This is a genomic window from Candidatus Melainabacteria bacterium, assembly GCA_003963305.1.
Lineage (GTDB): Bacteria > Cyanobacteriota > Vampirovibrionia > Obscuribacterales > Obscuribacteraceae > PALSA-1081.
In genome coordinates, this window is sequence record RXJR01000008.1 from 138,632 (window position 1) to 159,740 (window position 21,109).

Annotated in this window: 19 protein-coding genes; 10 read left to right on the top strand and 9 right to left on the bottom strand. The window is 53.0% G+C overall.

Features of this window, described 5'->3' with window-relative positions:
* The first annotated feature begins 539 nt into the window (after window positions 1-539).
* From EKK48_09650 to EKK48_09670, 5 genes are all read left to right on the top strand, one after another.
* A complete protein-coding gene (locus EKK48_09650; protein RTL43151.1) occupies window positions 540-1,670 on the top strand; it encodes a tetratricopeptide repeat protein in 1,131 nt (376 codons plus the stop codon).
* Between the two features lie 87 nt (window positions 1,671-1,757).
* Window positions 1,758-2,183: a cytidine deaminase gene (locus EKK48_09655; protein ID RTL43152.1), complete on the top strand. Its 426-nt coding sequence runs from the start codon at window positions 1,758-1,760 to the stop codon at window positions 2,181-2,183.
* 23 nt (window positions 2,184-2,206) lie between these two features.
* Window positions 2,207-2,611: a hypothetical protein gene (locus EKK48_09660; GenBank protein ID RTL43153.1), complete on the top strand. Its 405-nt coding sequence runs from the start codon at window positions 2,207-2,209 to the stop codon at window positions 2,609-2,611.
* Window positions 2,612-2,635: 24 nt separating this feature from the next.
* Window positions 2,636-2,821 carry a CPXCG motif-containing cysteine-rich protein gene (locus EKK48_09665; GenBank protein ID RTL43154.1) on the top strand — a complete coding sequence of 62 codons (186 nt, stop codon included), beginning with the start codon at window positions 2,636-2,638 and terminating at the stop codon, window positions 2,819-2,821.
* Between the two features lie 83 nt (window positions 2,822-2,904).
* A complete protein-coding gene (locus EKK48_09670) occupies window positions 2,905-3,600 on the top strand; it encodes a hypothetical protein (protein ID RTL43155.1) in 696 nt (231 codons plus the stop codon).
* On the opposite strand, the gene EKK48_09675 is transcribed toward EKK48_09670, so the two are convergent.
* The 3 genes from EKK48_09675 to EKK48_09685 all read right to left on the bottom strand — a co-directional run bounded on the left by EKK48_09675 (window position 3,597) and on the right by EKK48_09685 (window position 6,836).
* Window positions 3,597-4,832: an SGNH/GDSL hydrolase family protein gene (locus tag EKK48_09675; GenBank protein RTL43156.1), complete on the bottom strand. Its 1,236-nt coding sequence runs from the start codon at window positions 4,830-4,832 to the stop codon at window positions 3,597-3,599. The two genes, EKK48_09670 and EKK48_09675, sit on opposite strands and share 4 nt — an antisense overlap.
* Complete coding sequence (locus EKK48_09680; GenBank protein RTL43157.1) at window positions 4,832-6,295, bottom strand: MBOAT family protein; 1,464 nt, start codon at window positions 6,293-6,295, stop codon at window positions 4,832-4,834. The genes EKK48_09675 and EKK48_09680 overlap by 1 nt, the downstream gene beginning before the upstream one ends.
* A gap of 118 nt (window positions 6,296-6,413) precedes the next feature.
* Window positions 6,414-6,836: a biopolymer transporter ExbD gene (locus EKK48_09685; GenBank protein ID RTL43158.1), complete on the bottom strand. Its 423-nt coding sequence runs from the start codon at window positions 6,834-6,836 to the stop codon at window positions 6,414-6,416.
* Between the two features lie 585 nt (window positions 6,837-7,421).
* On the opposite strand from EKK48_09685, the gene EKK48_09690 reads away from it, so the two are divergent.
* From EKK48_09690 to EKK48_09700, 3 genes are all read left to right on the top strand, one after another.
* The gene (locus tag EKK48_09690; GenBank protein RTL43159.1) at window positions 7,422-7,676 is read left to right on the top strand and encodes a hypothetical protein; all 255 of its coding nucleotides are present in this window, start codon (window positions 7,422-7,424) and stop codon (window positions 7,674-7,676) included.
* Between the two features lie 98 nt (window positions 7,677-7,774).
* Window positions 7,775-8,647, top strand: coding sequence for an alpha/beta hydrolase (locus EKK48_09695; GenBank protein ID RTL43160.1), 873 nt, complete (start codon window positions 7,775-7,777; stop codon window positions 8,645-8,647).
* 146 nt (window positions 8,648-8,793) lie between these two features.
* On the top strand, window positions 8,794-10,218 hold the full coding sequence (locus EKK48_09700) for a hypothetical protein (GenBank protein RTL43161.1): 1,425 nt from the start codon (window positions 8,794-8,796) through the stop codon (window positions 10,216-10,218).
* A 279-nt stretch (window positions 10,219-10,497) separates the two neighbouring features.
* On the opposite strand, the gene EKK48_09705 is transcribed toward EKK48_09700, so the two are convergent.
* The 6 genes from EKK48_09705 to EKK48_09730 form a co-directional block, all read right to left on the bottom strand.
* Entirely contained in the window at window positions 10,498-15,156 is a 4,659-nt protein-coding gene (locus EKK48_09705; GenBank protein RTL43162.1) for a hypothetical protein, read from the bottom strand.
* 22 nt (window positions 15,157-15,178) lie between these two features.
* On the bottom strand, window positions 15,179-15,544 hold the full coding sequence (locus tag EKK48_09710) for a hypothetical protein (protein ID RTL43163.1): 366 nt from the start codon (window positions 15,542-15,544) through the stop codon (window positions 15,179-15,181).
* Between the two features lie 316 nt (window positions 15,545-15,860).
* Entirely contained in the window at window positions 15,861-16,382 is a 522-nt protein-coding gene (locus EKK48_09715) for a nucleoside-diphosphate kinase (GenBank protein RTL43164.1), read from the bottom strand.
* A 46-nt stretch (window positions 16,383-16,428) separates the two neighbouring features.
* The gene (locus EKK48_09720) at window positions 16,429-16,965 is read right to left on the bottom strand and encodes a nucleoside-diphosphate kinase (protein ID RTL43165.1); all 537 of its coding nucleotides are present in this window, start codon (window positions 16,963-16,965) and stop codon (window positions 16,429-16,431) included.
* Between the two features lie 31 nt (window positions 16,966-16,996).
* Window positions 16,997-18,154, bottom strand: a complete 1,158-nt coding sequence (locus EKK48_09725) for a glycosyltransferase (protein ID RTL43166.1) — start codon at window positions 18,152-18,154, stop codon at window positions 16,997-16,999.
* A gap of 179 nt (window positions 18,155-18,333) precedes the next feature.
* Window positions 18,334-18,984: an HD domain-containing protein gene (locus EKK48_09730; GenBank protein RTL43167.1), complete on the bottom strand. Its 651-nt coding sequence runs from the start codon at window positions 18,982-18,984 to the stop codon at window positions 18,334-18,336.
* Window positions 18,985-19,580: 596 nt separating this feature from the next.
* Between EKK48_09730 and EKK48_09735 the strand changes: the two genes are divergently transcribed.
* Together EKK48_09735 and EKK48_09740 are read left to right on the top strand one after the other, a co-directional pair.
* Window positions 19,581-20,705, top strand: a complete 1,125-nt coding sequence (locus EKK48_09735) for a Glu/Leu/Phe/Val dehydrogenase (protein RTL43239.1) — start codon at window positions 19,581-19,583, stop codon at window positions 20,703-20,705.
* Between the two features lie 23 nt (window positions 20,706-20,728).
* Entirely contained in the window at window positions 20,729-21,085 is a 357-nt protein-coding gene (locus tag EKK48_09740) for a hypothetical protein (GenBank protein RTL43168.1), read from the top strand.
* The last annotated feature ends 24 nt before the right edge of the window (window positions 21,086-21,109 follow it).

Below are 21,109 nucleotides of genomic sequence, written 5' to 3' on the forward strand. Positions count from 1 at the left end.
AGTGACCTTCCTGTGGACAGACGATTCGCTCAATCCAGTAAGAGCTTCACCGGCTCAGTTGGATCAAGCGAATCAACGTCTGAAGTAGTTTGGAAAAGCGCACGAACCAGGGTGGTTGAAACTCACTCGCGGTCGTGGCGAAAAAAAATAAGCTTCTAGGTGATTAGAAGAAGTCTGGGATTCGGAAACTTGTATATAGAAACAAAAAAAGGATGCCTAAGCTTAAAGCTGTTGGCATGTCAATCGAAACCCGGTTGACAAGCGGCTTCTGGTGTCGTCTGGGCATAACAGACGGCAATTTCGTTGCTTCTGGCGCAGTTGTTCTCTGGTTTTCGGCGTAATGTCACAGCTCATTTGGTTGCGCTAACGCGGTTTCGATGTAGGCTTTCAGGGGACAAGCTGCCTTGCCTGGATGTCATTAGGTACAGTATAATTCGGCGATAATGGTGTTAGTTGACTCGATGTTTATCAAAAGAAATTTCTGCCATATTGTTGCTGCTCTGACATTGGCGATTGGAGCAGTTTCGAACAGCAGCGCCGTGGCAAAAAGTTCGAATGCGCAACCAGATAAGATCGATACTGCCGAAGCTGAAGAGCTGGTAAACAAGCTTGCGCATCAGCCGGAGTTGCTCTGTATTCGCTATTTGCACTATTTTTTTGGTCGACCTGAAGATTCCCCTGCTAATCGATTCAATACGACTAAGCACTACGTGTGGTATCGTCCTAATCGTCGCGGCGTCAAGTATGAACTGGTGCAAGAGGAGGCTCAGCCAGGCATTGTTACTGAATCTACGTTGTTGTTCCACACTGATGATTTGGATCTTGATTTGCAAAAGGTGGAGAGTAAGTTCGGTAAATCACCGCGTAAGTATTTCGACCAGAGCAGCGCTCCCACCGAAGAATATTCTTTTGCACCAAATACGGTGATTAGTTTTACTCAGAAACCAAATACATTTCAGGTCAATCGAATCGCTATCAATTACAAAGGAGACCCGCTGCCGCCGCCAAGTCTGGAAGATATGGGAAGAGCGCAGATGCAGCGCAAAGGACTGGCGATGGATCATCTCAACCATGGCAGATTTCGTGAAGGCATAGGCTGTTTGAGTGAACATCTGGGCGAAAATCCAGAGGACATTGAGGCGCATCTGGCTCTGGCTCAAGCTTTCAGAGCTAATTGCCAAATTAATGAGGCAATCGCTCAGTACCGTTATACGCTCGCCAACTCCGGCAATAATCCGGACGTGCAATCTCAGTGCATTAAGGATCTGCAGGAGATGAAGGTACTGCCTTCTGTCGCTGCTGATACTCAGCTGCAACAACATAATGTCAATCTGAAACAGAAGGGACAGAGGCTGCGCCGAGGTGATCTGGCGTCAAGCAAGAAGATGTCTCAGCAAGGGCAAGACCCATCCAGCGCGCTCAATGTTCAACCGCTCGATCCGAATGCTGGTCGCGCGCCTGGTGGCATGCCGATGGCACCAAATTTCAACGCTAATGGACCAGACCTTGGACCTGCGCCCATGCCTGGAGTGATGAACATGCAAATGCCTGGCAGTTCGATGCCTGGGGCGATGAACACGCAGATGCCCGGCAATTCGATGCCTGGGGCGACGAACACTCAGATGCCCACAGGTCCTTCCGGCAAAGCGCCATCTAACGAACCGTTTTGACTGTACTGCTAAGCTTGTCACCTGTTGGTCGGTCGATTTATTAATCAGCTGGACCGTTATTCGTTATTGTTTGTAGGATGATCTGCCATGGACGAACAGAAAGAGCGATTTTGCCGCGAACTTATTTCGGTTGCCAGAGAAGCAGCACTGAAGACTTATTCTCCATATTCTGATTTCCCTGTTGGCGCAGCGGTGCTTACTGGCGACGGAAGTCTCTACACTGGCTGCAACATAGAAAACCGCAGTTTCAATGTGTCGATTTGTGCAGAACGCACTGCTTTCGCCAAGGCGATTTCGGAAGGCGCGAGACAATTTAAAACGGTTGCCGTTTACAGTCCACGTGGGGGCGATTGCTGGCCCTGTGGGCTTTGTCGCCAATTCATGTCTGAGTTTGGGGACCAGGTCGAAATAATAGTAGAGGCGAAGGACGGAAGTTTAATCTGCCGCAAACTAGCCGAAATATTGCCAGAACACCCACAGGCGCCGGAAAAATCTCTTATAAAAAATGCTTGACATTCCCTCGGGGTAGAGTATATTTGACCTATCTCGACGTATCCCTTCAGATCTCATTCTTACCAATCATGACCGCCCAAAACAAACCGGGAATATTTGATAAGCCGTCAGCCCCACGTGATGGGGTGATGGAGTCGTTCACCAAGGGTGTAAATGCTTTTCCTGAGGCATTCGATGAAGCTCGTGCTGCGACTTTTGGTAGTCGAACTGTCTTCAGAATGGATCAGAAACCGGTTGAAGACCCTAAGTCAAAAACTAGTGATGTCGCACTTGCGGCTACGCTCAACAAAGGTATTGAACAGACGGCCAGCCTTTATCCGAAAGACGAAATTCGCTTGATGGCTGAAAGAAAGGCTGAGGATAAATTATTCGGACAGCAGGCTAAGCCGAAACTAGAACCCTGGCACCCAGACTACAAGGTTGCCTGAGGCTTAGTAGAAGCCTAGAGTTTTATGCTTGAAGAGCACTTTTTCGCGTGCCCATATTGCTGGCAGCAAATTTCGATGCTGCTGGACTTTAGCTCAGGCAGCCAATCTTATGTCGAGGATTGCGAAGTGTGCTGCAATCCGATTTCGATTGCTTATGAATGTGATGATGAAACGCTTACATCTTTTTGTGCAGAACCGCTCCAGTCCTGACGTTCATTGATGACTCTGAAGAATTGAACTATTGACAGGATTCTGACGTATTACTTATTGTGGTTAATACGGAGGAAACTGCGATGCCAGAGCCAGTTGAAGAGTTGATTTCAATGCTCAGATTTGAGCTTAGATCTGGATTTGAGTTGGTTGCCTCACGTATTGACGAAACGAATTCGCGTATTGACGAAACGAATTCGCGCATTGACCAAACGAATGGACGACTAGACCAGACCAATGTGCGACTGGACCAGAGCATTGAGCGACAGGACCAGAGCATTGAGCGACAGGACCAGACCAATGCGCGACTGGACCAGACCAACGCGCGACTGGACCAGACCAACGCGCGATTGGACCAAAGCATTGAGCGAATAGACCAGACCAATGCGCGAATAGATCAGACCAACGCGCGATTGGACCAAAGCATTGAGCGAATAGACCAGACCAATGCGCGAATAGACCAGACCAATGCGCGAATAGATCAGACCAACGGGCGATTGGATCAAAGCATTGAGCGACTGGACCAAACCAATGAGCGTATAGACCTAGCAGTCAATCGCTTGGATGCGACTGTCGAGCTGCTGGGCACGGCGGTTCAGCGATTGGATCGGCTTGAAGCCAATTTTGATAGTTTTTCCCATGAGGTTTGCGGAAAGCTCGATGGCATTGCGGAATTCTTGATAGCTTCCGAGCGTAATTCGACGAGATTGGACGTCCGCATTTTGAAACTTGAAAAAAGAGTTGATGATATTGAGCGCGGGCAGAACCGCTCCGCCTAATTGCGACGGTCTTGTTGATTCACCGGAGCTTCTCCATTTTGTGTAGCGTCCAGGTCGTGTCGAGCCGATAGTTTTTCGATTAGTGGTTCTAGTTGCTGGGCAACGAAAGCATGACCCCTGGATGAGAAGTGGTACTCCAGGAAGTATGAATGGAAATCAGCATCGAAAAATGGTCGGGTCAGATCGAGAAATGCAAAGTTTTGACGATGAGCCAGGAGCTCGAATAAACTTTGCTGCCGTTGTAAGTCAGGATCCTGAACAACGTTAGGAAAGATAATCAAGGCGAACTTGCCACCGTCTGCGGTGATTTCCTTGTTTATTCTGGTGAGCAGGGCTTCGGTAACATTGTCCGGGTTTTGTTTGGCATAAGGTACTGTCCATGTCGATGGTCTGTCATTCTTCACAAACGCGTTGGTTAGATTGGTTAACCAGCCCATCCACTTCCTGTAATTGTGTTCGTTGATGCTCAACACTAAACCCGTCGCCGAGATAACTCCGTAAATGCGACTGTTCTCTTTCAGGTAGTCCCAGAAAGGATGAGGTTTTAGCTTGCTGCTGCAGGCTTCAAGCACGCTTGGATCCATCTGTAACTGATTGTTTGCGTCGAGGTAAAAGTACGGTCTTGGTTGAGAAAGCACCGTTGGTCCCGGCGTAAAAATGTTTTCGACTGAATCGCCTCTGTTGTAGAGCAAGAGAACGATGTCGGGGTGGTATTGGCGCACGTCGCGCTCGTACTGCAACAGCTGCTGTCCTGTCGAGTAGCCCGAACAGGCGAAATTTATAACTTCGTACTTTTGTCCGCCCTCGTTCAAGAGCCTCTCTACGACTTTGCCGTAGGTTTCGTTGAGAGGAACTTGCATGCCTTCGGTCGATGAATCACCAAGCAATGCGATCCTTCTCACGCCAGGTGATTTGCTTATCTGGTGCTCGCTGTCGCGCAATCCTGATGAGCTGAGTTTGTCGTGCGAATAGCCTTCCATGCGCCATGTGACAAGTTTGCCCGGAATGTGCTTCGAGCCGAGCTGTTTGTCGGGTTGGAGAAATTCTTGTTCCCCGATTCCTGCAAATTTGAAAAATGTTTCTAAAACAAGAACCGCCAGAATTAACAAGATGATGAACTCGCCAGTGCGGAGAAGCCATCGTTTCTTGGCTTTTGGAGCGCCTGGAGGCAGTGTGATGTCCTGCGTTTCTGATTCTGTCTTTACTTGCTGTGGTGTCATAAGTGGTGTCATCAGAATTGGAAGTATATAAAGGGAGCAACTTGCATGGGTGCAAATCCCAAAATTACAATTGCGATGCTTAAATAGGCAACTGTTTGAGCTGGAGCCGAGTTTAGCCACCAGTGCAGGACGGCGGCGGCATATTTATTGCTGCTCTTTTCAAAGAAGGCTTTGATTAGAAGGAAGCACCAGTAAAGCGAAAGTGCCAGGGGTAAGCATGATGAGAGGAAGCTGTCGACGACTATGCCGGATGCTGCTGGAATGTACATCTTCTGCGCTATGGCGAATGCTTGAGGCAGTCCATCGGCTCTAAATAGAATTCCAGCCTGGAACAGAAAGAAGATTGTGAAAGCTATGCCGGCGCAGTGCCAGATGGGCGTTGGGCGCAACTTGGTCAGCGCAGGAATTTTGGAAACCAGATCGTGCCACTCTTTCGATAGCACCAGTCCCATGCCGTGAAACGCCCCCCAGATCACGTAGTGCCAGGCTGCACCGTGCCATAATCCACCCAGCACCATCGTAATGAATACGTTTCTTCGCACTTTCCATGCGCTTCCACGAGAACCGCCTAGTGGGATGAAAAGGTAGTCACGTAGCCATGTGGAGAGAGACATGTGCCAGCGTCTCCAGAAGTCAGTCAAGTTGGCCGCCAGAAACGGTAAGTTGAAATTCTCTGGAACCTTGTAGCCAAAGAGAAGCGCGGAGCCTCTTCCTATATCTGTGTAACCGGCGAAGTCGAAAAAGATTTGAAACGTAAATCCAGCAACGGCGATCCATGCATCCAGCATGCCAAGTTTGTCGATGTGACTGAAACCCGCATTCACAACGGCTCCCAGATTGTCTCCCAGTACAATTTTTTTGAAGAGTCCCTGAAAGATGAGGAATAATCCGTCGTAGAAATTTTGAAATTTGAAGACGATTTTTTCATCGAGCTGGTGGATAAAATCCTGAAAACGCTTGATTGGTCCTGCGATTTGCGAAGGAAAGAAGGCTGCAAAAAGAGCGAAGTCGCGAATGTTTTTTACTGGTTTGTGGCCGCGATAGATATCTGTAATGTAATGAATGAATTCAAAAGTGAAAAATGAAATGCCGAGCGGCAAAATGATCTTCAAAGCAGGGCTCTGGAGAGTGGCAGCCTGAGCGCCTGCTGTGTGAGTGATCCAATTGACGGATTGCACCACTGAATCGACCAGAAAATTTGCGTACTTAAAGAAGCAAAGGCATCCGAGGTTGAAAACCAGACCCGCCGTCAAAAGAGATTTTCCTTTTTCACGGTGTTTGTCGATGGCAATGCCGATTGCGTAATTGACCAGTGTGAGAGCCAATATCAGCAAGCCGTAAGCCGGCATCCAGTTCATGTAGAAAATGTAGCTTGCCACCAAAAGTAGTGTGCGGCGGAATTTTTCCGGCAGCACCCAGTAAAGCAAGACAACGATCGGCAGAAAAACTAGATATGTAAAGCTGTTGAACAGCATCGCAATTACCCGCTACGCCCGAGAAATCAAGGGTTGAGCGATGATAGCATGCTCTGCACTTGCAAACCTTTTCTGGGTCACATATTAGCTGCGTCTTCTAATTGCAGTCAGGTGCAGACTAGTTCTTGAGCGGAAGGACATTCAACTGTTTGATGCCGCATCCAGCTGCCGCGTCCATAACAGCAACGACATACTTTTGCAAAGCGTCGCCTTCAGACTGAAGATTGAGAGGAATATCGGTTTGCCCTGCGGTGGTTTGTTCGGCCTTGATCGCTGCTGCGACACCGGTTGTATCGGGCGGATTGACGGGTTTTCCGTTCAGCATGATCTGACCGCTGGCTGTTACTGTTACGTCTATTTTCGGTCCCTTGCTGGGTGGGCTGGGTGAGCCACCACGCTTGGGCGGTTCAACTTTCAAAACAGTGGTGTTTACCAGTGGTGCAATCAAGATCATGATTACGAGCAGCACCAGAAACACGTCGGTGAGCGGAGTGACATTGATTTCGGTAAATACTTCGCCGGCGCGACCGCCAATTGCCATCTCTCATCAACCTCTGCTTGTAACTGGATGTAAGTTTAACGCCTTCCAGGCTATCTGAGCCACCTGAAAAACCCTGATGTTAAGGCTGTCCGCTTGACAAGCTTTTCTGCAGAGACGACCTCGCAGGTCGTCGGTGGCTACGTCAGCCGCGCTAACTTCTTATCTCATTACTTTTTCGGATCATGACTGGTAATTAAAGACATGCTTTAAGTCTTTAAGTCAGGCGTGCCGCGCGAAGAAGAAATTATAGAGCCTCTAGATCCTCGCTGCACAGGTTTCTCCAGCAACTTATCATTCGTTCTCAGGATGTTGCCTTTGTCAAGAGTCTTGCTCTAGGGTCAGGGTCTCATCCCGTTTTCTTGTTCTACCCGGCTTAACAGCAAACCAAGTAGTCCCTGCCTAGCACGACACCGTCACCTGCGCATTCATCAAGCGTGTGTGTGTTGCCGTCTGTCAGTCACATCGATGCGCACTCCGGTCGCTCGGTGCTTGGAGCAATGTTAGCCATTTTGTTTTCAATCCGACGCAGGCGGTTCGCTTTGATGAGGTGCGTTCCGTGCTCGTGTCACAAACGAAAGTGAAATTATGAAAATCGTACAACCGCTCCAGATCCTGGGCGCTCCCGAATCGACCGGCCGCGAAATCCCTTCCCCCAGCGGTGAGGGCACTGGCCGCATCTACGCCGACGGCAGCGTGCTGTGCCTGACTACCGGCAAGTGGTACGCGCCCGAAGCCGCTGACACCGAGCTCATCGCCATGCGCCGCGAGTTCGACCGTGTCAACGGCATCACCGTTTCCGACCGCATGGGGATCAGCACTCCGCTGCCCCACCGCTTCTAACCATCCGCACCCTCGCAGAGAGCTGAAGAACTAGCTATCGCTCAGGCGACAGTTCTCCAACACACCGCCCGTGGTGCCCTAGACGAGGACGCGCATCGTTGCGCCCTCCAGGGGTAACTATCATGAAAAAGTCCACCAAGCTCATGGCCGGCTTCGCTCTGGCTGACCTTGTTCTCTGGATTGCCCTCTCACCTCGTTTCGCCACCAGGCTGTATCACTCCAAGCTCTTCAAGAGCAACGGTGTGCGCGGCTCGATGGACCTGGTTCGCCAGTACGACGAGGTGGAAACTTCGCCCATCGACTTCCAGGCGAAGGACGGCACTCCTCTTCGAGGCTGGTTATACAAGCATCCGACCAGCAAGAAGGTTTTCATTTACAACCAGGGTCGCAGCAGTGACCTGGGTAAGGCGCTGAACTACGCGAAGGTGATGTTGGCGGCTGGTGCTTCGGTTTTCTCTTACGAGTACCGCGGCTTCGGCGACACGCCAGGAGAGCCTTCCGTGGTCGGTATATGCGAAGACGGTCTGACCGCGTATGACTACGTGGTCGAGCAGCTCGGCTATGAACCAGAGGACATCATCATCTACGGTGAGTCGCTCGGTGCCGGGGTTGCTGCCTACGTTTCTGAACGCCGCAAGGCTGCCGGACTCGTACTCCAGTCTGGCTTCGCATCGCTCGAGCGCATCGGCAAAGACATGTTCGCTGCGCTCAGGGTCTACCCGAGTTGGCTGTTCCCTCGTCCGAAGCTGGATAACGCCAGGGCGGTGACCAAAAATCACCCGCCCCTGCTGGTTATCCACGGGGTTCACGATGAAGTCATCCCCGTCCATCACTCGCGCCTCATCTTCGACGGCGCCAGTGGCTCCAAGCAACTGGTTCATCTGCCCAACTCCGGTCACACCGACCTGGTCGAGGCTGATGGTCCGGCGTTCGTAGGTGCGCTCCAGAACTTCCTGACCGCGCTTGCGTAGTTTCTCAAGCCCGGCTGCCCGGTGTCGAATCGGGCAGCCTGAGGCGCTTTGCGTCTCGTTTCCGCGCATTGTCCAACTCAGACAAGACGCATTTTTCCTCCAACAACACTAGAAAACCAGGCTCAGACCTGGAATAGGAGAAGCTTATGAATCAACTTCTGAATTACGTTCGAAACGCGCATCCGCGGCTGTTCCGAGCCATCTTTCCGCTGCTCGTCAGCGTCTACGGCGACCGTGCCTTCCGTCTGCTCGCGAAGTTCATCACGCATGACCACTGGGATTGCGACAACAACGCCGAGACGGTGCTCGCTCTGCTCTTCCTGCGCGGCAAGTTCGATGTTCTTCCCAAGGACGTCGTCAAGCACCTGCGCGCCGTCGAGGTGGATCGGTCTCTCACCGGCGACGCGTTGATGCGGGCTGTCTGTCTGAACCCCAACTTCCAGGTGGCACTGGCTCGGTATCGGCGGTTCATCGTCCAGGAGCCTGGCAAGGTCAACCTGGGCGATTACGTCAAGATCATCGCCGACAACAACGTCGCAGTCATGCAGACGGAAGAGGAGCTGCGGCTTTTCACCCGTCAGCGCATCGCCCGTGCCGTCGCCGAGAACGTCCAGGGCATGGTGTGGCGCGGCGCCCCGCTCTACCACACTGCCGAAGGACTGAGTGGTGACGACGTCGTGCGCGTCATCGCCGAGGAGTGCGACAGGGCACCCTTCCCGATGGTGCTCGAGCTGTGCGCTCTCCGTCACGAGGCGCGCGTCCCTGTCTTGCACGACCGGGCGGAGAAGGTGGCTGACCTCTGCATCCGTTTCACGGACAGCGTCGGCTACATGGACTTCGCTGCCGACGAGACCTCTTTCCATTCCCGGGAAGACTATCGCTGGTATCTCATCGACGCCGTTCGTGCCTGGACCGTACGTCTGGCCCTGGGGCGTCCGCTCGTCATCGACACGCACATGGGCGAGACCGTGGCGGTCGGCGACTCGGACCGGCAGATGCTCGACCAGGTCGAGGCGCTTCTTCAGAAGCTCGCCCGCAACATGGCTGGGCTCGCTCGTCGGGCTGATGGCGATGTCGGCCTGGTGGAAGGACTCGAGACCATCTTCGGCAGCTTCAGCGAGGCGGAGAAGCCCCGTTTCGAAGCGGCTGAAGTCGAGGTGCGTCGTCTCATCGCTTCGCGCGGTTTCACGGCGGACCTGAAGGGCGGGAAGGCGATGTTCTTCTCGGTCTTCCTCGGTCACGGCATCAATGACCTGGTCAGCGATCGCCCGCGTTCCATCTGCGTCAGCTCCAACCTGTATCTGCTGCCCGAAATCGGCTCGGTGGACAATCACAGCATCGGTCAGCTCTTCGCCGAGGGCAAGCCGATCACACTCGGTCCTGATGGTCTCGACCCGCTCGGCATCGTCGATGCCAGCCAGGACTACGCTCTGCTCTGGCACAGCAAGCATGCGTTCCGTCTGCCCGACTTCAAGCGCATCGCTTTCACTGCCGTGAACACGTTCAATGCGTCGCCCGAGAAGGTGGCCAGAGCTCGTGCTGCGGCGGTGAAGTTCTACGGTGAGGAGTAATCGCTGTTTGCTGTAAACCGGTATCGGCTGCCGTTCTGGTAAACCGATATCGGCGCGCAGCGGAGAGCAACGGTTGAAAGACCGTGAGGAAGGTAGGTGGGCTTCGGCCCTCCTGCTTTTCTCAAACCCCCTATATACTATAGCGTATCGTATAAGGTCATGATTTTTTCCAACATTTGTCGTGACTGAAGCGCCACGGTTACCACTTCCTAGGACGGACGTCAAAATGCCACCATTCCAGGAGGAGCGGTGGCATTCTCAATCGGCAAGAGGCAGGTGTTAAAACTTGGGAGCGCCCTCATTCAGGTCAATTGGCTTGGCCGGTGGCTTCGGAGGTGTCTCGTCTTGCAACGGCACGGGTCCCTCGAATGTCGGGGGTGGCGGTGCGCTGCCTTTCGCTGGACCATCTCCCGACCCAAGCTTCGGCACTTCCAGACCCTTCGGCTTGGGGGGCTCGAGGTTCTCTACAGGACGTCCATTTTGTTCGAGTAATCTTCCTCTTTCCGCTGATTGAGCACGACCGACCATCAACTTCTGGAGTGCATCGTAGTCGTAGACGAAGCTCATGAAGCCTAGATGTCCGGCTTGCCAGCCTTTTTCCGTGATGCTGGCTCCTCTCAGTGTGGCACCAAATCCGTTGGTTTTTAGAGGCGCTGTTGCCATGCCCTTGACTCTTCCAAAGAGACTGGCTTCTTTCGCGTAGAAATTCAGTGGCAGAGAACCGACCGGCATGCCACCAAAGATCAGAGCGCCATTGCCCAGTAAAAAGCCCCTGGTCAACGTGTTATTTTCAAGGCTCTGATAGTTGGCTCGCATCAATGACTCCGCATAGGAGTACTTTTGACCTGTAGCTGGATTGATGTCTCTGTCGAGTGAACGAACAGACTCGAGGGCAAACAGACCACCGCTAGCTGAAGCCCAATTGCCGTACATGCTGCGCACGGCGAGTTGACCTGTACTGGCGGTAGCAAGGTCTAATTTCGTGAACGGGTTGACGACGTTTTTGATACCGCCCATGGTGTTTTGACCGAGTCTGGTCAAAAATGGGGTCGATGCTGCGGCGGTTCCTTCTGCTGTTGCCTCGGCTAGCGGTGCCAGCGGTGCCAGATGTCGTGCCAGGGTGGCAGACTGGGCCGCGTTCAGTCCGAGCTTGCAATTGGCGAAGACTGCTGCATCTACAGTTCGGCCTGTCGCGACGACCAGGTCTTTGTTTTTGGCCATCCATTCGACTGTTTCTTTTGGAAGACGAATGTTGGCTCTGGCATAAAATTCGCTCAGCTGCTCGACTTTGAGAATTTTTCCGCTGCCTGCTGCAGCGCCTTCTGCGACTTTGCCGTGCGTTTCCACTACACGCAGGAGCGCACCTTCCTCGGTGGCACCACGGAAGAGGAATCTGTTGACTGCGCCGCGAGTAGCATAGATGCCGCCTATCCCCGCAACACCTGCGGTGGCGTGAATGAGACTCGTACTGAAGTCTTCAGTTTCGCCAGTGGCCTGGTGATGCAATAGCGCACGGGTGCCGACTGCACTGCCAAAGGCAGTGGTGCCGATGGCGACTTTGCCACCCAGTGAAAGTGTTCTTTGTGTTGCTAGAGCGGCTCCTTCCGCCGTTATTGCCGCCTTTTCAGCTGTCAGGGCAAATTTGAAGATAGGTCTTCTCAAGGCCAGTGATGCTAGATAAGATGCGACGGTCACGGCCACAACACCGGCGGTGGCATCAATTATGCCGTTAGACCAGTATGTGTCCCATTGTTTCTTATCTTCCTTCAATTTCTCCGAGGCGAATTGAGAGAAGTCTTTCGCCATGGATAGCAATTGCGGGTCTGCTTTTGGATTTTTGGTCAAGTCGATATTGTAGAGGCGCAACTCAGCAGCCCGGGTGTCGTTGATCATCATGATCGCTTGATCTGGCTTGAAGATTCCCGGTGTTTCCGGATCGCGTCCGCTCATGTAAAAGCATGCAGCAGTCTTGCGACTGGAAATCGGCATGTAGAGCAAACCATCATCTTTTGAACTTGTCGAACCGGCGATTTGTTCAAACATGACACCGAGATCTGCTTGATTCATGCGCTTGATGTTCGGGTTGCGCATGTCAACGGAGAGCTGTTCGAGTTCATCGCGGAAAAGCTGCAGCGGCAATTGATCGGACAGCTTGATGCGCTCGAGATACATCTTTTGAGCAGAATCGAACTGTTTGTATTCCGTCAGCAATTGTGCATATTGCGCGCGCAGTTGGATGCCAATCGTCGCTCTGGCAAAGGTGTTGTTCAGAAGAGCGTGTATCTCTTCTCTTTCAGGCACGGTCAGGGCCTGACCGTTGTCTTTCTTGCCTGATTTCAACCACGAGACTAGCTTCGTTGCATCAGCCGTGTCTTTCTCGGTGTAGAGCGAATCGGCTATTCTAATGCCGTCTTCGAACTGTTTCTTTGTTGCAGCTGTCATGCCCTCTGTGCGCAACATTTGCTTGGCTTGATTGATAACCTGTTCCGGCCTGTAGCCCTGATTCTCATCACTGACACCAGCAATGGTTTCTCTGTTTGTTTTCGAGGTTTCACGCGGAGGGTCACTGCGCAGGAGTAGAGCGTCCGCAGCGATCGGCAATTGATTTGCGTTGAAGCCAATTTTTTGCGCCAGAGCTTCTACTTCTTTGTTGCTAAAAAACGCCTTTTGATAGGTCGCTGGAATGGCGGCCATCCCCTCGACAAATTTTGTCGCGGCAGTGCTCATGTCGCCTGCTTGTTCTGCGCACAGTGCAGTGAAGAAGCGCGACATGAATCTGCCTTTGGTGGCAGCGACCATCTCTTGCTCGTCCTTCAAGGTCTGGTTGAATTTGACCAGAAACTCCTTGCTGGTCAAACTTTCAAATTGGTCGTTGAGTGAGACAAATCTCGGTGCAGTTTGAGTGAGATATTGGCGCAGAGCTGCGCGCTCGGAGTCTGGCAACGCAGGGTCCTGGAATTTTCTCGCCGCCTCCAGAACGGGCGCCGTCATCTTCTCCTTCTCTTCGATTATTGCTCGTCCGAATTCCTGTGCTTTGGCTATTTTTTCTGGAGTCAATTGTGCGTTCAATTCCGCCGAGAGTTTTTCCAGCGCCGGAATTTTTTTCATTGTGGTTTCGAATTCGGCATCTGCTTTTGAAATAGCCTTTTCGAAATCTGGCTTCATTTGACTGAATACGGTGGACGGATTACCACCACGCGCAATTGCTTCTTTAAACTTATCCAGCTGGAAGAAAATTTGTTCTTCGGCACTTCCGTTTGGATTGAGAACCGGTTGTTTAGTATCTTTCAGTGGATGTACTGTGTCGGTCGGCGTTGATGCGGTGAGGCCAAAACGCTCTGCGGTTTTTTGCCAGTAAGCATTTTGGGCCGCGTCACGACTGTTGTTCAGAGCCATTGCCTCTGCCATCATCGTTTTTGCTTCTTCAATTCTTCCAGCTTTCTCCAGAGCCAGAGCAAAGGTAAATCTGGTCACGGCGGCTTGATTGAATTCTGCCTGGTTGTCTTTATTCTGGAATTGCTTTTCAATTGCAGTTTGCAGTTGCGCGTTGTTGAAAATAAGCTGCAGTAATTGCGGTCCCATAATTTGATCGCGCTGTTGCAAAAGCTGTTTGAATTCAGGATTCAAAGCAATAAGTTGGGCCTGAGCATTAGCGCGTTCCTGCGCAGTGCCGACTCGGTCAATCTGGCTAAACAATTGTGCTGCGGCCATCTGTTGCTCTTTTGGCATGCGTTCCATGAGTGCCACAGCAGATTGGTCAAGCGCCGCGATCGCGTTTACGATTTGTGGGTTGGCAGTGGCGAATGTAGCGATTGCCTTCAGGGCTTCGTGTTGTTTCTGAATGTACGGTTGGATGCGTGGAGACATGCCAGAGTCAGCGTTGTCGATAGTCTGCAGGAATTGTTGGAAAACCTCGGGACTCATAGCCTTGGCGTTTACAACTTTGGCGAAGAGCAGAGCTGCCACTTCGATAGGCGTGTGATTTTGTGCGTCCAGCTTCGAGAATCTACCCGCCGTCATGTCACCAGGAGTGGTGGCGATGGGGGCCTCATAGGTGGGTCCGCCGGGTTGGCGCTGCAGGGGCTGTACGTCGTATGGCGCCGCATAGGTCGGTTGTTGAGGAGCCGGCTGTCCGGGACGTGGCGGTACAAATTGTTGCTGAGGAGCAAATGTCTGTGGTTGCTGAGGAGCAAACGTCTGTGGTTGCTGAGGAGCAAATGTCTGTGGTTGCTGAGGAGCAAACGTCTGTGGGGCAAGGCCAGGCTGTGCCGGTTTAGCTGGCTGACCGGGTTTATAGAGAGCAAGTTGCATGTCCTCCGGTATCGTAGGTTGCGGAAAACCTGACGGAAGCTCGTCACTTGGCTTTGCCGTGCGTACACGCTTTGAATTTTCCCCGTCTTCGAAGGCTTCCTTTAAGTGCCTTTTGAAATTTAGATCCGAATTCATTTCAGGATCAAGTTCTTGTGCACGGACGAGCAATTTTGCACCGTTGAATTGATCGCCGTGTCGAATCAGTACCAGTGCATAGTTAGCCAGGCTAAAGCCGCGGCTTCGCTCCAGGACGTGCAAGTCGGCATCTCGCTGAAGCAGTTCTTTACGTTCTTGAGGAGAAAGATCTGCATCCTTCAATGCTTCTTTAATGTTGCGTCTTTCACGAGCGACTGCTACTTGATCTACCGTCTCGGCACTGCGAATGGCAGTTGAATAGGCGCGTGTCGCGGCTGCCATGTCACCGCCGGCAACGTAGTTGCTCGCTTTCTCCAAATTGCTGATTATGTCGTCGAGCTTTTTCATCAGCTCTGGCGTCGACATTGCCTTCCGGTCTTGCGGCGTGAAGACTTCACTGCGCAGCCGGTCTTCAGGATCCGACTGTATATCGGCAGCGACCGGCTGAGTAGTTGTGCGTTCGGTTAAGCTGACTCGGCTTGGATTGCCCATTAGAATCGTCCTCTTTTGTTGATTAGTTGTTTTGCCAAATTGACGAGGCGTGATCAATTTGGTGATCTACAGCGTGACGGAAGTCTGCGTACGTCAGGCTTCGTTCGCTCAGAGCGAGCCGGGTTCTATGCAAATCGCAGTGCTCGAAAGCTGATGCTGAGGGTGATTCGAGTTGTGCTACGAATTTGCCGAAGTCGCGAATTGATTTGTGATCAGGCCGATTTTCTACCTCCGGCAGTTGAATTCTGCTGCTCTGTGCAGCATCAGTTTGATTGGGAGCGAAATTATGCAATGTGTCATTTTGTTGTTGCCCGTGAGCTGAAGGCGCGATGCAAGTTGCCATAGCCGAGATCAAGTTTGTTGCCTGGAATTGAAAATAGGATGACACTTAATTTCTCCTGCTCAATGCACCACTGTAGTGCTGCGCAAGAATGCTCTTGAGCAGCCGTCTCAGACGTTTGGTCGTAGTTTTTTTTTCTGCTGAACTTTTGGTTCGTGTGTTGATACTAGATTTGAATTGTTGCCGAAAAATGTCTGGTCATCTTCTGGCTTAACACTCTGCATTTTTTATACAACTAAAGGGTATAGTAATAAAGCTGTTTTTTAGTCGTAACAGAGACGGCCTGCCGATCCGCATTTGTTTGTGTGCCATACGAGAAGGAGAAGTGCCCTCCAGGCACTTCTCCTTCTCGCAAGGTGTCAGCTCAGCTGGTCGGGAACGAGGTCCTCACCTGCTGGTCCTGCCGGTGCGCCTTGCTGAAGTGAGCCCTCCAGCGCTTCCACTGCAAGCCCGGTCGGTACAGCCCGAGCTGCCAGCGCTCGCGGAAGCTGAAGACGATCGACAGCTCGCGCCAGGCGCAGGCCGGGTCGTCGCTCGTGTGCACGGCGTTGTCCCTGATCGTCACCCCGAGCGCGTGTTGAATCGTGCCGGGCTTAGCCTTGGCAGGGTCGGCGTAACCCGCCATCGAGGTGATCAGGGCGCAGCCGTCCTCGCGAACGAGAATCAGCGCCTGCACCGGGCCCGAGACCATGAACTCGACGATCAGGTCGAACCATTCCTGGTCGCGCCACATGTGGTAGTGCTCTTTCACCTGCTCCCTGGTCAGCTGCACTCGCTTGCTCGCCACGAAGCTGAAGCCCGCCTCGTGGTAGAACTTCACCACATCTGCGATCTGTCCACGGCGAACCGCTCCCGGCTTGACGTACGAGAACGCCAGCTCTTTCATCGTGTTTCCTCTTCTCTTTCGTCTTCTCTTGTCTGTCTTGACCTGGTTACGCGCTGCGCCGCCACCAGGCTCTCATGCCCAGTGTGTAACGCTCGCGGATCTGAAAGAAACGCCGCAGCTCGATTTCGCCTTCTCCCGGCGATGACGTGTGCACTGCGTTGTCGGTGATGCTGACGCCGTAGAGTCGCCTCCAGGTGCCGGGCTCAGCCTCGATGGGCACGGTTGTTCCGGCCAGCTCCTCGAGCCTCTGCGCGTCGCCCAGGGCGGCGATCGCAACCGATGGTCCCGAGGTCATGTGGTCCAGCAATCCGTCGAACCACGCTTCTCGTTGCCACCGCCAGTAGTGCGAGGTGACCTGGCGGCGCGTCAGAGTGAGGTGCTTGAGAGCCAGCAGCTGGAAGCCTTCTTGTTCGAGGCGGCTGATGATATCGCCAACGTGCCCGCGCCTGACGCCGCCGGGTTTGACGATGATGAAGCAGTATTCGTTCATTTGATGGTCATCTTTTCTCTCGTCTCCTTGCTGCACATTAGTCCAGGAAGTATTCACACTGCGTTCATGCCGTTTCTTGGCATAATCGTTCAATGTCACTTCCAAGACAAACCGCTGCGTGGGTTTACTGCATAGGCAGTTCTATCGAGTCGCAGGTCGCGGTCAGAACCGGGTCGCCCAATCCCAGCTGCCTGGCATGTTCCGACAGCCACCTGGGTTCGTCGCAGTCGACGCCCGGCGGCTTGATCACGGTGCCTGCGCTTGGCATGGTCAGCCACCTGCGGTAGCAGTCGAGAGCCTTCCGTGCGATTACTGCCGCATCGAAGTGCTGCCTGATCGCATCACGACCAGCCTGGCCCAGCTGCGTCAGATGCTCCTGGTTCGACAGCAAGCGCAGCACTTCGTCTGCCCAGGTGTCGAGGTTGTCATTGACCACCACTCCGGGAGCGCCTTCGATGTAACCGTTGGTGGCTTCCGTGGTGGCAAGCACCGGCAGTCCGGCGGCCTGGTAATCGAGCAGCTTCTTCTTCTGTCCACTGCCCACGAGAAGCGGTGCCACAGCCAGTGCGATGTTGGCCGTCACAGTGTTGAGGTCGCGCACCAGTCCGGTGAATTCGACACCCTCTGCCTGACAGTTGATCAGCTCGTCTGGCCCTCGTCCGACGATGAGCGCCGAGATCTCGTGCCCACGTCGTCGCAGGTCGCCGATCAGCTCGACCAGGAACCAGGCCGCCTGAGTGTTCGGGTGGTAGAAGAGATTTCCGATCATGAGCAGTTGCTTCGACTCGGGGCGAGCCCCCCAGGCGTTGCGTTCGGCGAAATTGATTCCGATTGGAGCGATCAACAGCCGCTTCTCGTCCACTCCGTAACGCCGCATCGTCTGCGCCTCGCGCTCGGTGAGCACGGTGACGAAATCAGCGCTGAGGGCGGCACTGCGTTGCCAGTCCGCCTGTGTGGAGACGATGTCGTCGTCATGACCGGCGTCTCTTGCCAGTTGCGCTTCATCGTCGTGTGCCTCGTAGATGAGGCGGGCGCCTGCTTGCTCTGCCCAGTGCCTGCCGTTCAGCGCCACCACTTGCGGGTCGGCGATGATGATCAAGTCCGGGTTCAACTTGCGCAGAGCTGGAACGAGATTCTGAGCCGGTCCGTAGAGCAGGTCCGGATTCACCAGCACGCCCTCGAAGTGCCACTGCTTAGCTGCGCTGACCGTCATACCGCGGTCGCCCAGAACAAACGAGACATTGGCTCCGGCTGCCCTCAGGGATTCTGCCAGTGTCACCATGCGCGCCGGAAGTCCAGCTGTGGCTACACCTGTTGAGAGGTTGGGTGTGTCGAGGATGATGCAGACGCGAATCCTCGAGCCCGTCGACTCTTCCACATTTTGCCTTTCGATGTCGTCGTGCTATTGCTTTTGCTTTGATATAGGATGGCTGGTGCGTGCCATTCAGATGGGAGAGTGTGCTACTGCTGGGCGGCGTTGCCGCAGCACTTCCTGGTCGCCCACAGCTTGTCGCGCGCTTCCACCGAGAAGAGCCAGTTCAGGTGCTTCCAGAGGTGGCGCACCGTCTCGTCTTCCGTCTGCAGGTCGCGCAGCGACCACTCGAACTCCGGCATCTCGTCGCGGTAGAGCTCGTACTTGCGCTGATAGCCGGAGACCGCAGCGTGCTCGACGTTGGCGATGCGATCGCAGAGCTTGACGATGACGGCGCCGTAGACCATGCGGATCTTGCGGTAGGCCTGGAACTTGCGCTCGGCGCGTGTGTCTGCATCGCCGTCGGTGCAGGCCCAGATCAGAGCCACCTCGTACGGGTTGAATCCCGCCTTGAGCAGGTCTTCGATCGTCTTGTCGGTGTCTTCCAGCATGTCGTGCCCCCAGCACGCCGTCAGGATGGCCAGGTTGCGAACACCGAATCGGCGCGCGACGGCAGCAGTCTCGGCCAGGTGCACGGAGTAGGGGTGGTAGCCGTCCATGCCACCGTCATCGGTGGCGGTGTTGCCGTACTTCTGGTCGCCATGTGCGTTGGCGCAGTACTCTTGCTTGGCTTGCAGGTTCACGTTGGTCGCCTTTCTACGACGTGACCGGTCAGGTTGATTGATTCTCGTGTCGAGCATACCCGCTGAAAGTGTGATCGGCCCGGTTTCGAGAGATGTCTCAGTCGACTCGCGCTCTGGCGAGTGAAATCTGCGAAAACGTTGGGCGAGGGCTCGTAGGGGTGAGGAGTCTCTCGGAACGAAAGGGCTAACGGGCAAGTTGCATTTTCACTATGCGGGCCGATTTGATGAGCAAACAATGAGAAGTAAACGATTGAAACTGCTATTTCCAAAAAGTTTGGGTGCGCTAGGTGTTAATGGACTGGCCGGCATGCTGCAAAATTGGAAAAACCGGCCGCAGAGTTTCTCTAAACGGTGCAGTTGACTGAGCTGCGTCAACGATTGCTTGACCGGGATCTGTCGCCAGCAGGTGCTTTTATCGAAATAACCTTCCCAGTCTGATCGAGCTTTGAATGACGAGGGAATTCTTGTATTCCTCTAACAAATCTCAAAAATAATTCAAAAGTACTTGAAAGACCCGGATGTATTGTCAGTCTTGCCATAGAGGGCTCAGATAATTGCGAAAATCTGATTATTGGCAAGCAAAAACGAAAACAATAGTACAAACATGTGGGCTGAAGCCGCGCAACACTTTTCATTAAGGAGAACTCCAAATGGTGGGAATCTTCAACGATCTGGAGAGCTACGGACACGAACAGGTCGTTTTCTTCCATGATAAGGAATCTGGATTGAAAGCTATCATCGGAATCCACAGCACTGTTCTTGGACCAGCCCTGGGCGGCTGTCGTATGTGGAATTACGCTGACGAAGCTGCTGCATTACGCGATGTTCTTCGTCTGTCGCGCGGTATGACCTACAAGGCTGCAGTTGCCGGTCTCAACCTGGGTGGCGGCAAGGCTGTGATCATCGGCGATGCGAGAACACAGAAGACTGATGAAATGATGGCTGCATTCGGCAGAGCAGTTGAGTCTGTGGGCGGACGCTACATCACGGCTGAAGATGTAGGCATGAGCGTCAAAGACATTGATTTGATTCGCAATTTCACTAAGCATGCAGTAGGCGGCAGCAATGAAGGCGGCAGCGGCGATCCATCTGTCATGACCGCGTTTGGTGTCTTCCAGGGCATGAAAGCTGCTCTCAAACATGTCGGATTGGGCGGCGGCAGTCTGGAAGGGCTGAAGGTTGCTGTTCAAGGTGTAGGAAACGTCGGCTATCACCTCTGCAGCTATCTCTCTGCTGCTGGTGCCAAGCTCATCATCACAGACATTTATCCGAAATCTGTAGAGCGCATAGTGCAGGAATTTGGCGCAGAAGTTGTTTCGCCAGATGAAATCTACAGTGTCGAATGCGATGTTTTCGCTCCATGCGCTCTCGGTGCCATTCTCAACAATCGCACCATTCCTCAATTGAAGTGCAAAATCGTTGCCGGTTCTGCTAACAACCAGTTAGAGACCGACTCTGATGGAGCCGCATTGCAGGCAAAGGGCATCGTCTATGCTCCTGATTACGCCATCAACGCCGGCGGTTTGATTAATGTCGCCGCAGAACTGGATGGATATAATCCTGAGCTGGTCAATCAGAAAGTCTCCAAGATCTATCAAACGATCGAAGACATTCTCAATCGCGCATCCTCAGAAGGTATCCTGCCACATCAGGCTGCAGATAAATTGGCCGAACAAAGACTGGACGAGGTACGCAAATCAGCCAATGCCCCCAAGTCTTTTCAAAACCCAAGCAGCCGAAACGTCGGTCAAACAAAAAGCCTCGTGATCGCTAAGTAGGCAGTTGTTCTAAGGAATCTCGATTGTCGTTCAACACTGTCTACAGCGATTTAGAATGTCCTTTCTGTAAAGTGAAAGTGACTTCTGGTGTTGGTTTTCAGGTCGGTGCGATCGAGAACAAGAACTACAAAATTGGCGACAAGCTCAATTGGGACGGCAGTAAATGCCGTCCCTCTGTGCGTCCGGCTGACGGCAACATCAAAAGTATCGGTTACTTCAACTGCGACAATATCCGTTGCTCAACCTGGCAAGACTGCTATCCGCAAATACAACAAGCACTTGTTACAGTCGAAAACGACATCATTACTGACGTTTGCGTTTTTCATGAACGACGTGAAGGTCAAAACTTTGACATCATAGAACCGAACGGTCTATCCTAATCGCCTCTTTTGGAGCGATTACCA

Bases quoted from the DNA above. Each gene is read 5' to 3' on its own strand.
- EKK48_09655 (RTL43152.1), top strand. From the start codon at position 1,758: ATGGACGAACAGAAAGAGCGATTTTGCCGCGAACTTATTTCGGTTGCC.
- EKK48_09665 (RTL43154.1), top strand. From the start codon at position 2,636: ATGCTTGAAGAGCACTTTTTCGCGTGCCCATATTGCTGGCAGCAAATT.
- EKK48_09670 (RTL43155.1), top strand. From the start codon at position 2,905: ATGCCAGAGCCAGTTGAAGAGTTGATTTCAATGCTCAGATTTGAGCTT.
- EKK48_09675 (RTL43156.1), bottom strand. From the start codon at position 4,832: ATGACACCACTTATGACACCACAGCAAGTAAAGACAGAATCAGAAACG.
- EKK48_09680 (RTL43157.1), bottom strand. From the start codon at position 6,295: ATGCTGTTCAACAGCTTTACATATCTAGTTTTTCTGCCGATCGTTGTC.
- EKK48_09685 (RTL43158.1), bottom strand. From the start codon at position 6,836: ATGGCAATTGGCGGTCGCGCCGGCGAAGTATTTACCGAAATCAATGTC.
- EKK48_09690 (RTL43159.1), top strand. From the start codon at position 7,422: ATGAAAATCGTACAACCGCTCCAGATCCTGGGCGCTCCCGAATCGACC.
- EKK48_09700 (RTL43161.1), top strand. From the start codon at position 8,794: ATGAATCAACTTCTGAATTACGTTCGAAACGCGCATCCGCGGCTGTTC.
- EKK48_09705 (RTL43162.1), bottom strand. From the start codon at position 15,156: ATGGGCAATCCAAGCCGAGTCAGCTTAACCGAACGCACAACTACTCAG.
- EKK48_09715 (RTL43164.1), bottom strand. From the start codon at position 16,382: ATGAAAGAGCTGGCGTTCTCGTACGTCAAGCCGGGAGCGGTTCGCCGT.
- EKK48_09725 (RTL43166.1), bottom strand. From the start codon at position 18,154: ATGGTGACACTGGCAGAATCCCTGAGGGCAGCCGGAGCCAATGTCTCG.
- EKK48_09730 (RTL43167.1), bottom strand. From the start codon at position 18,984: ATGCTCGACACGAGAATCAATCAACCTGACCGGTCACGTCGTAGAAAG.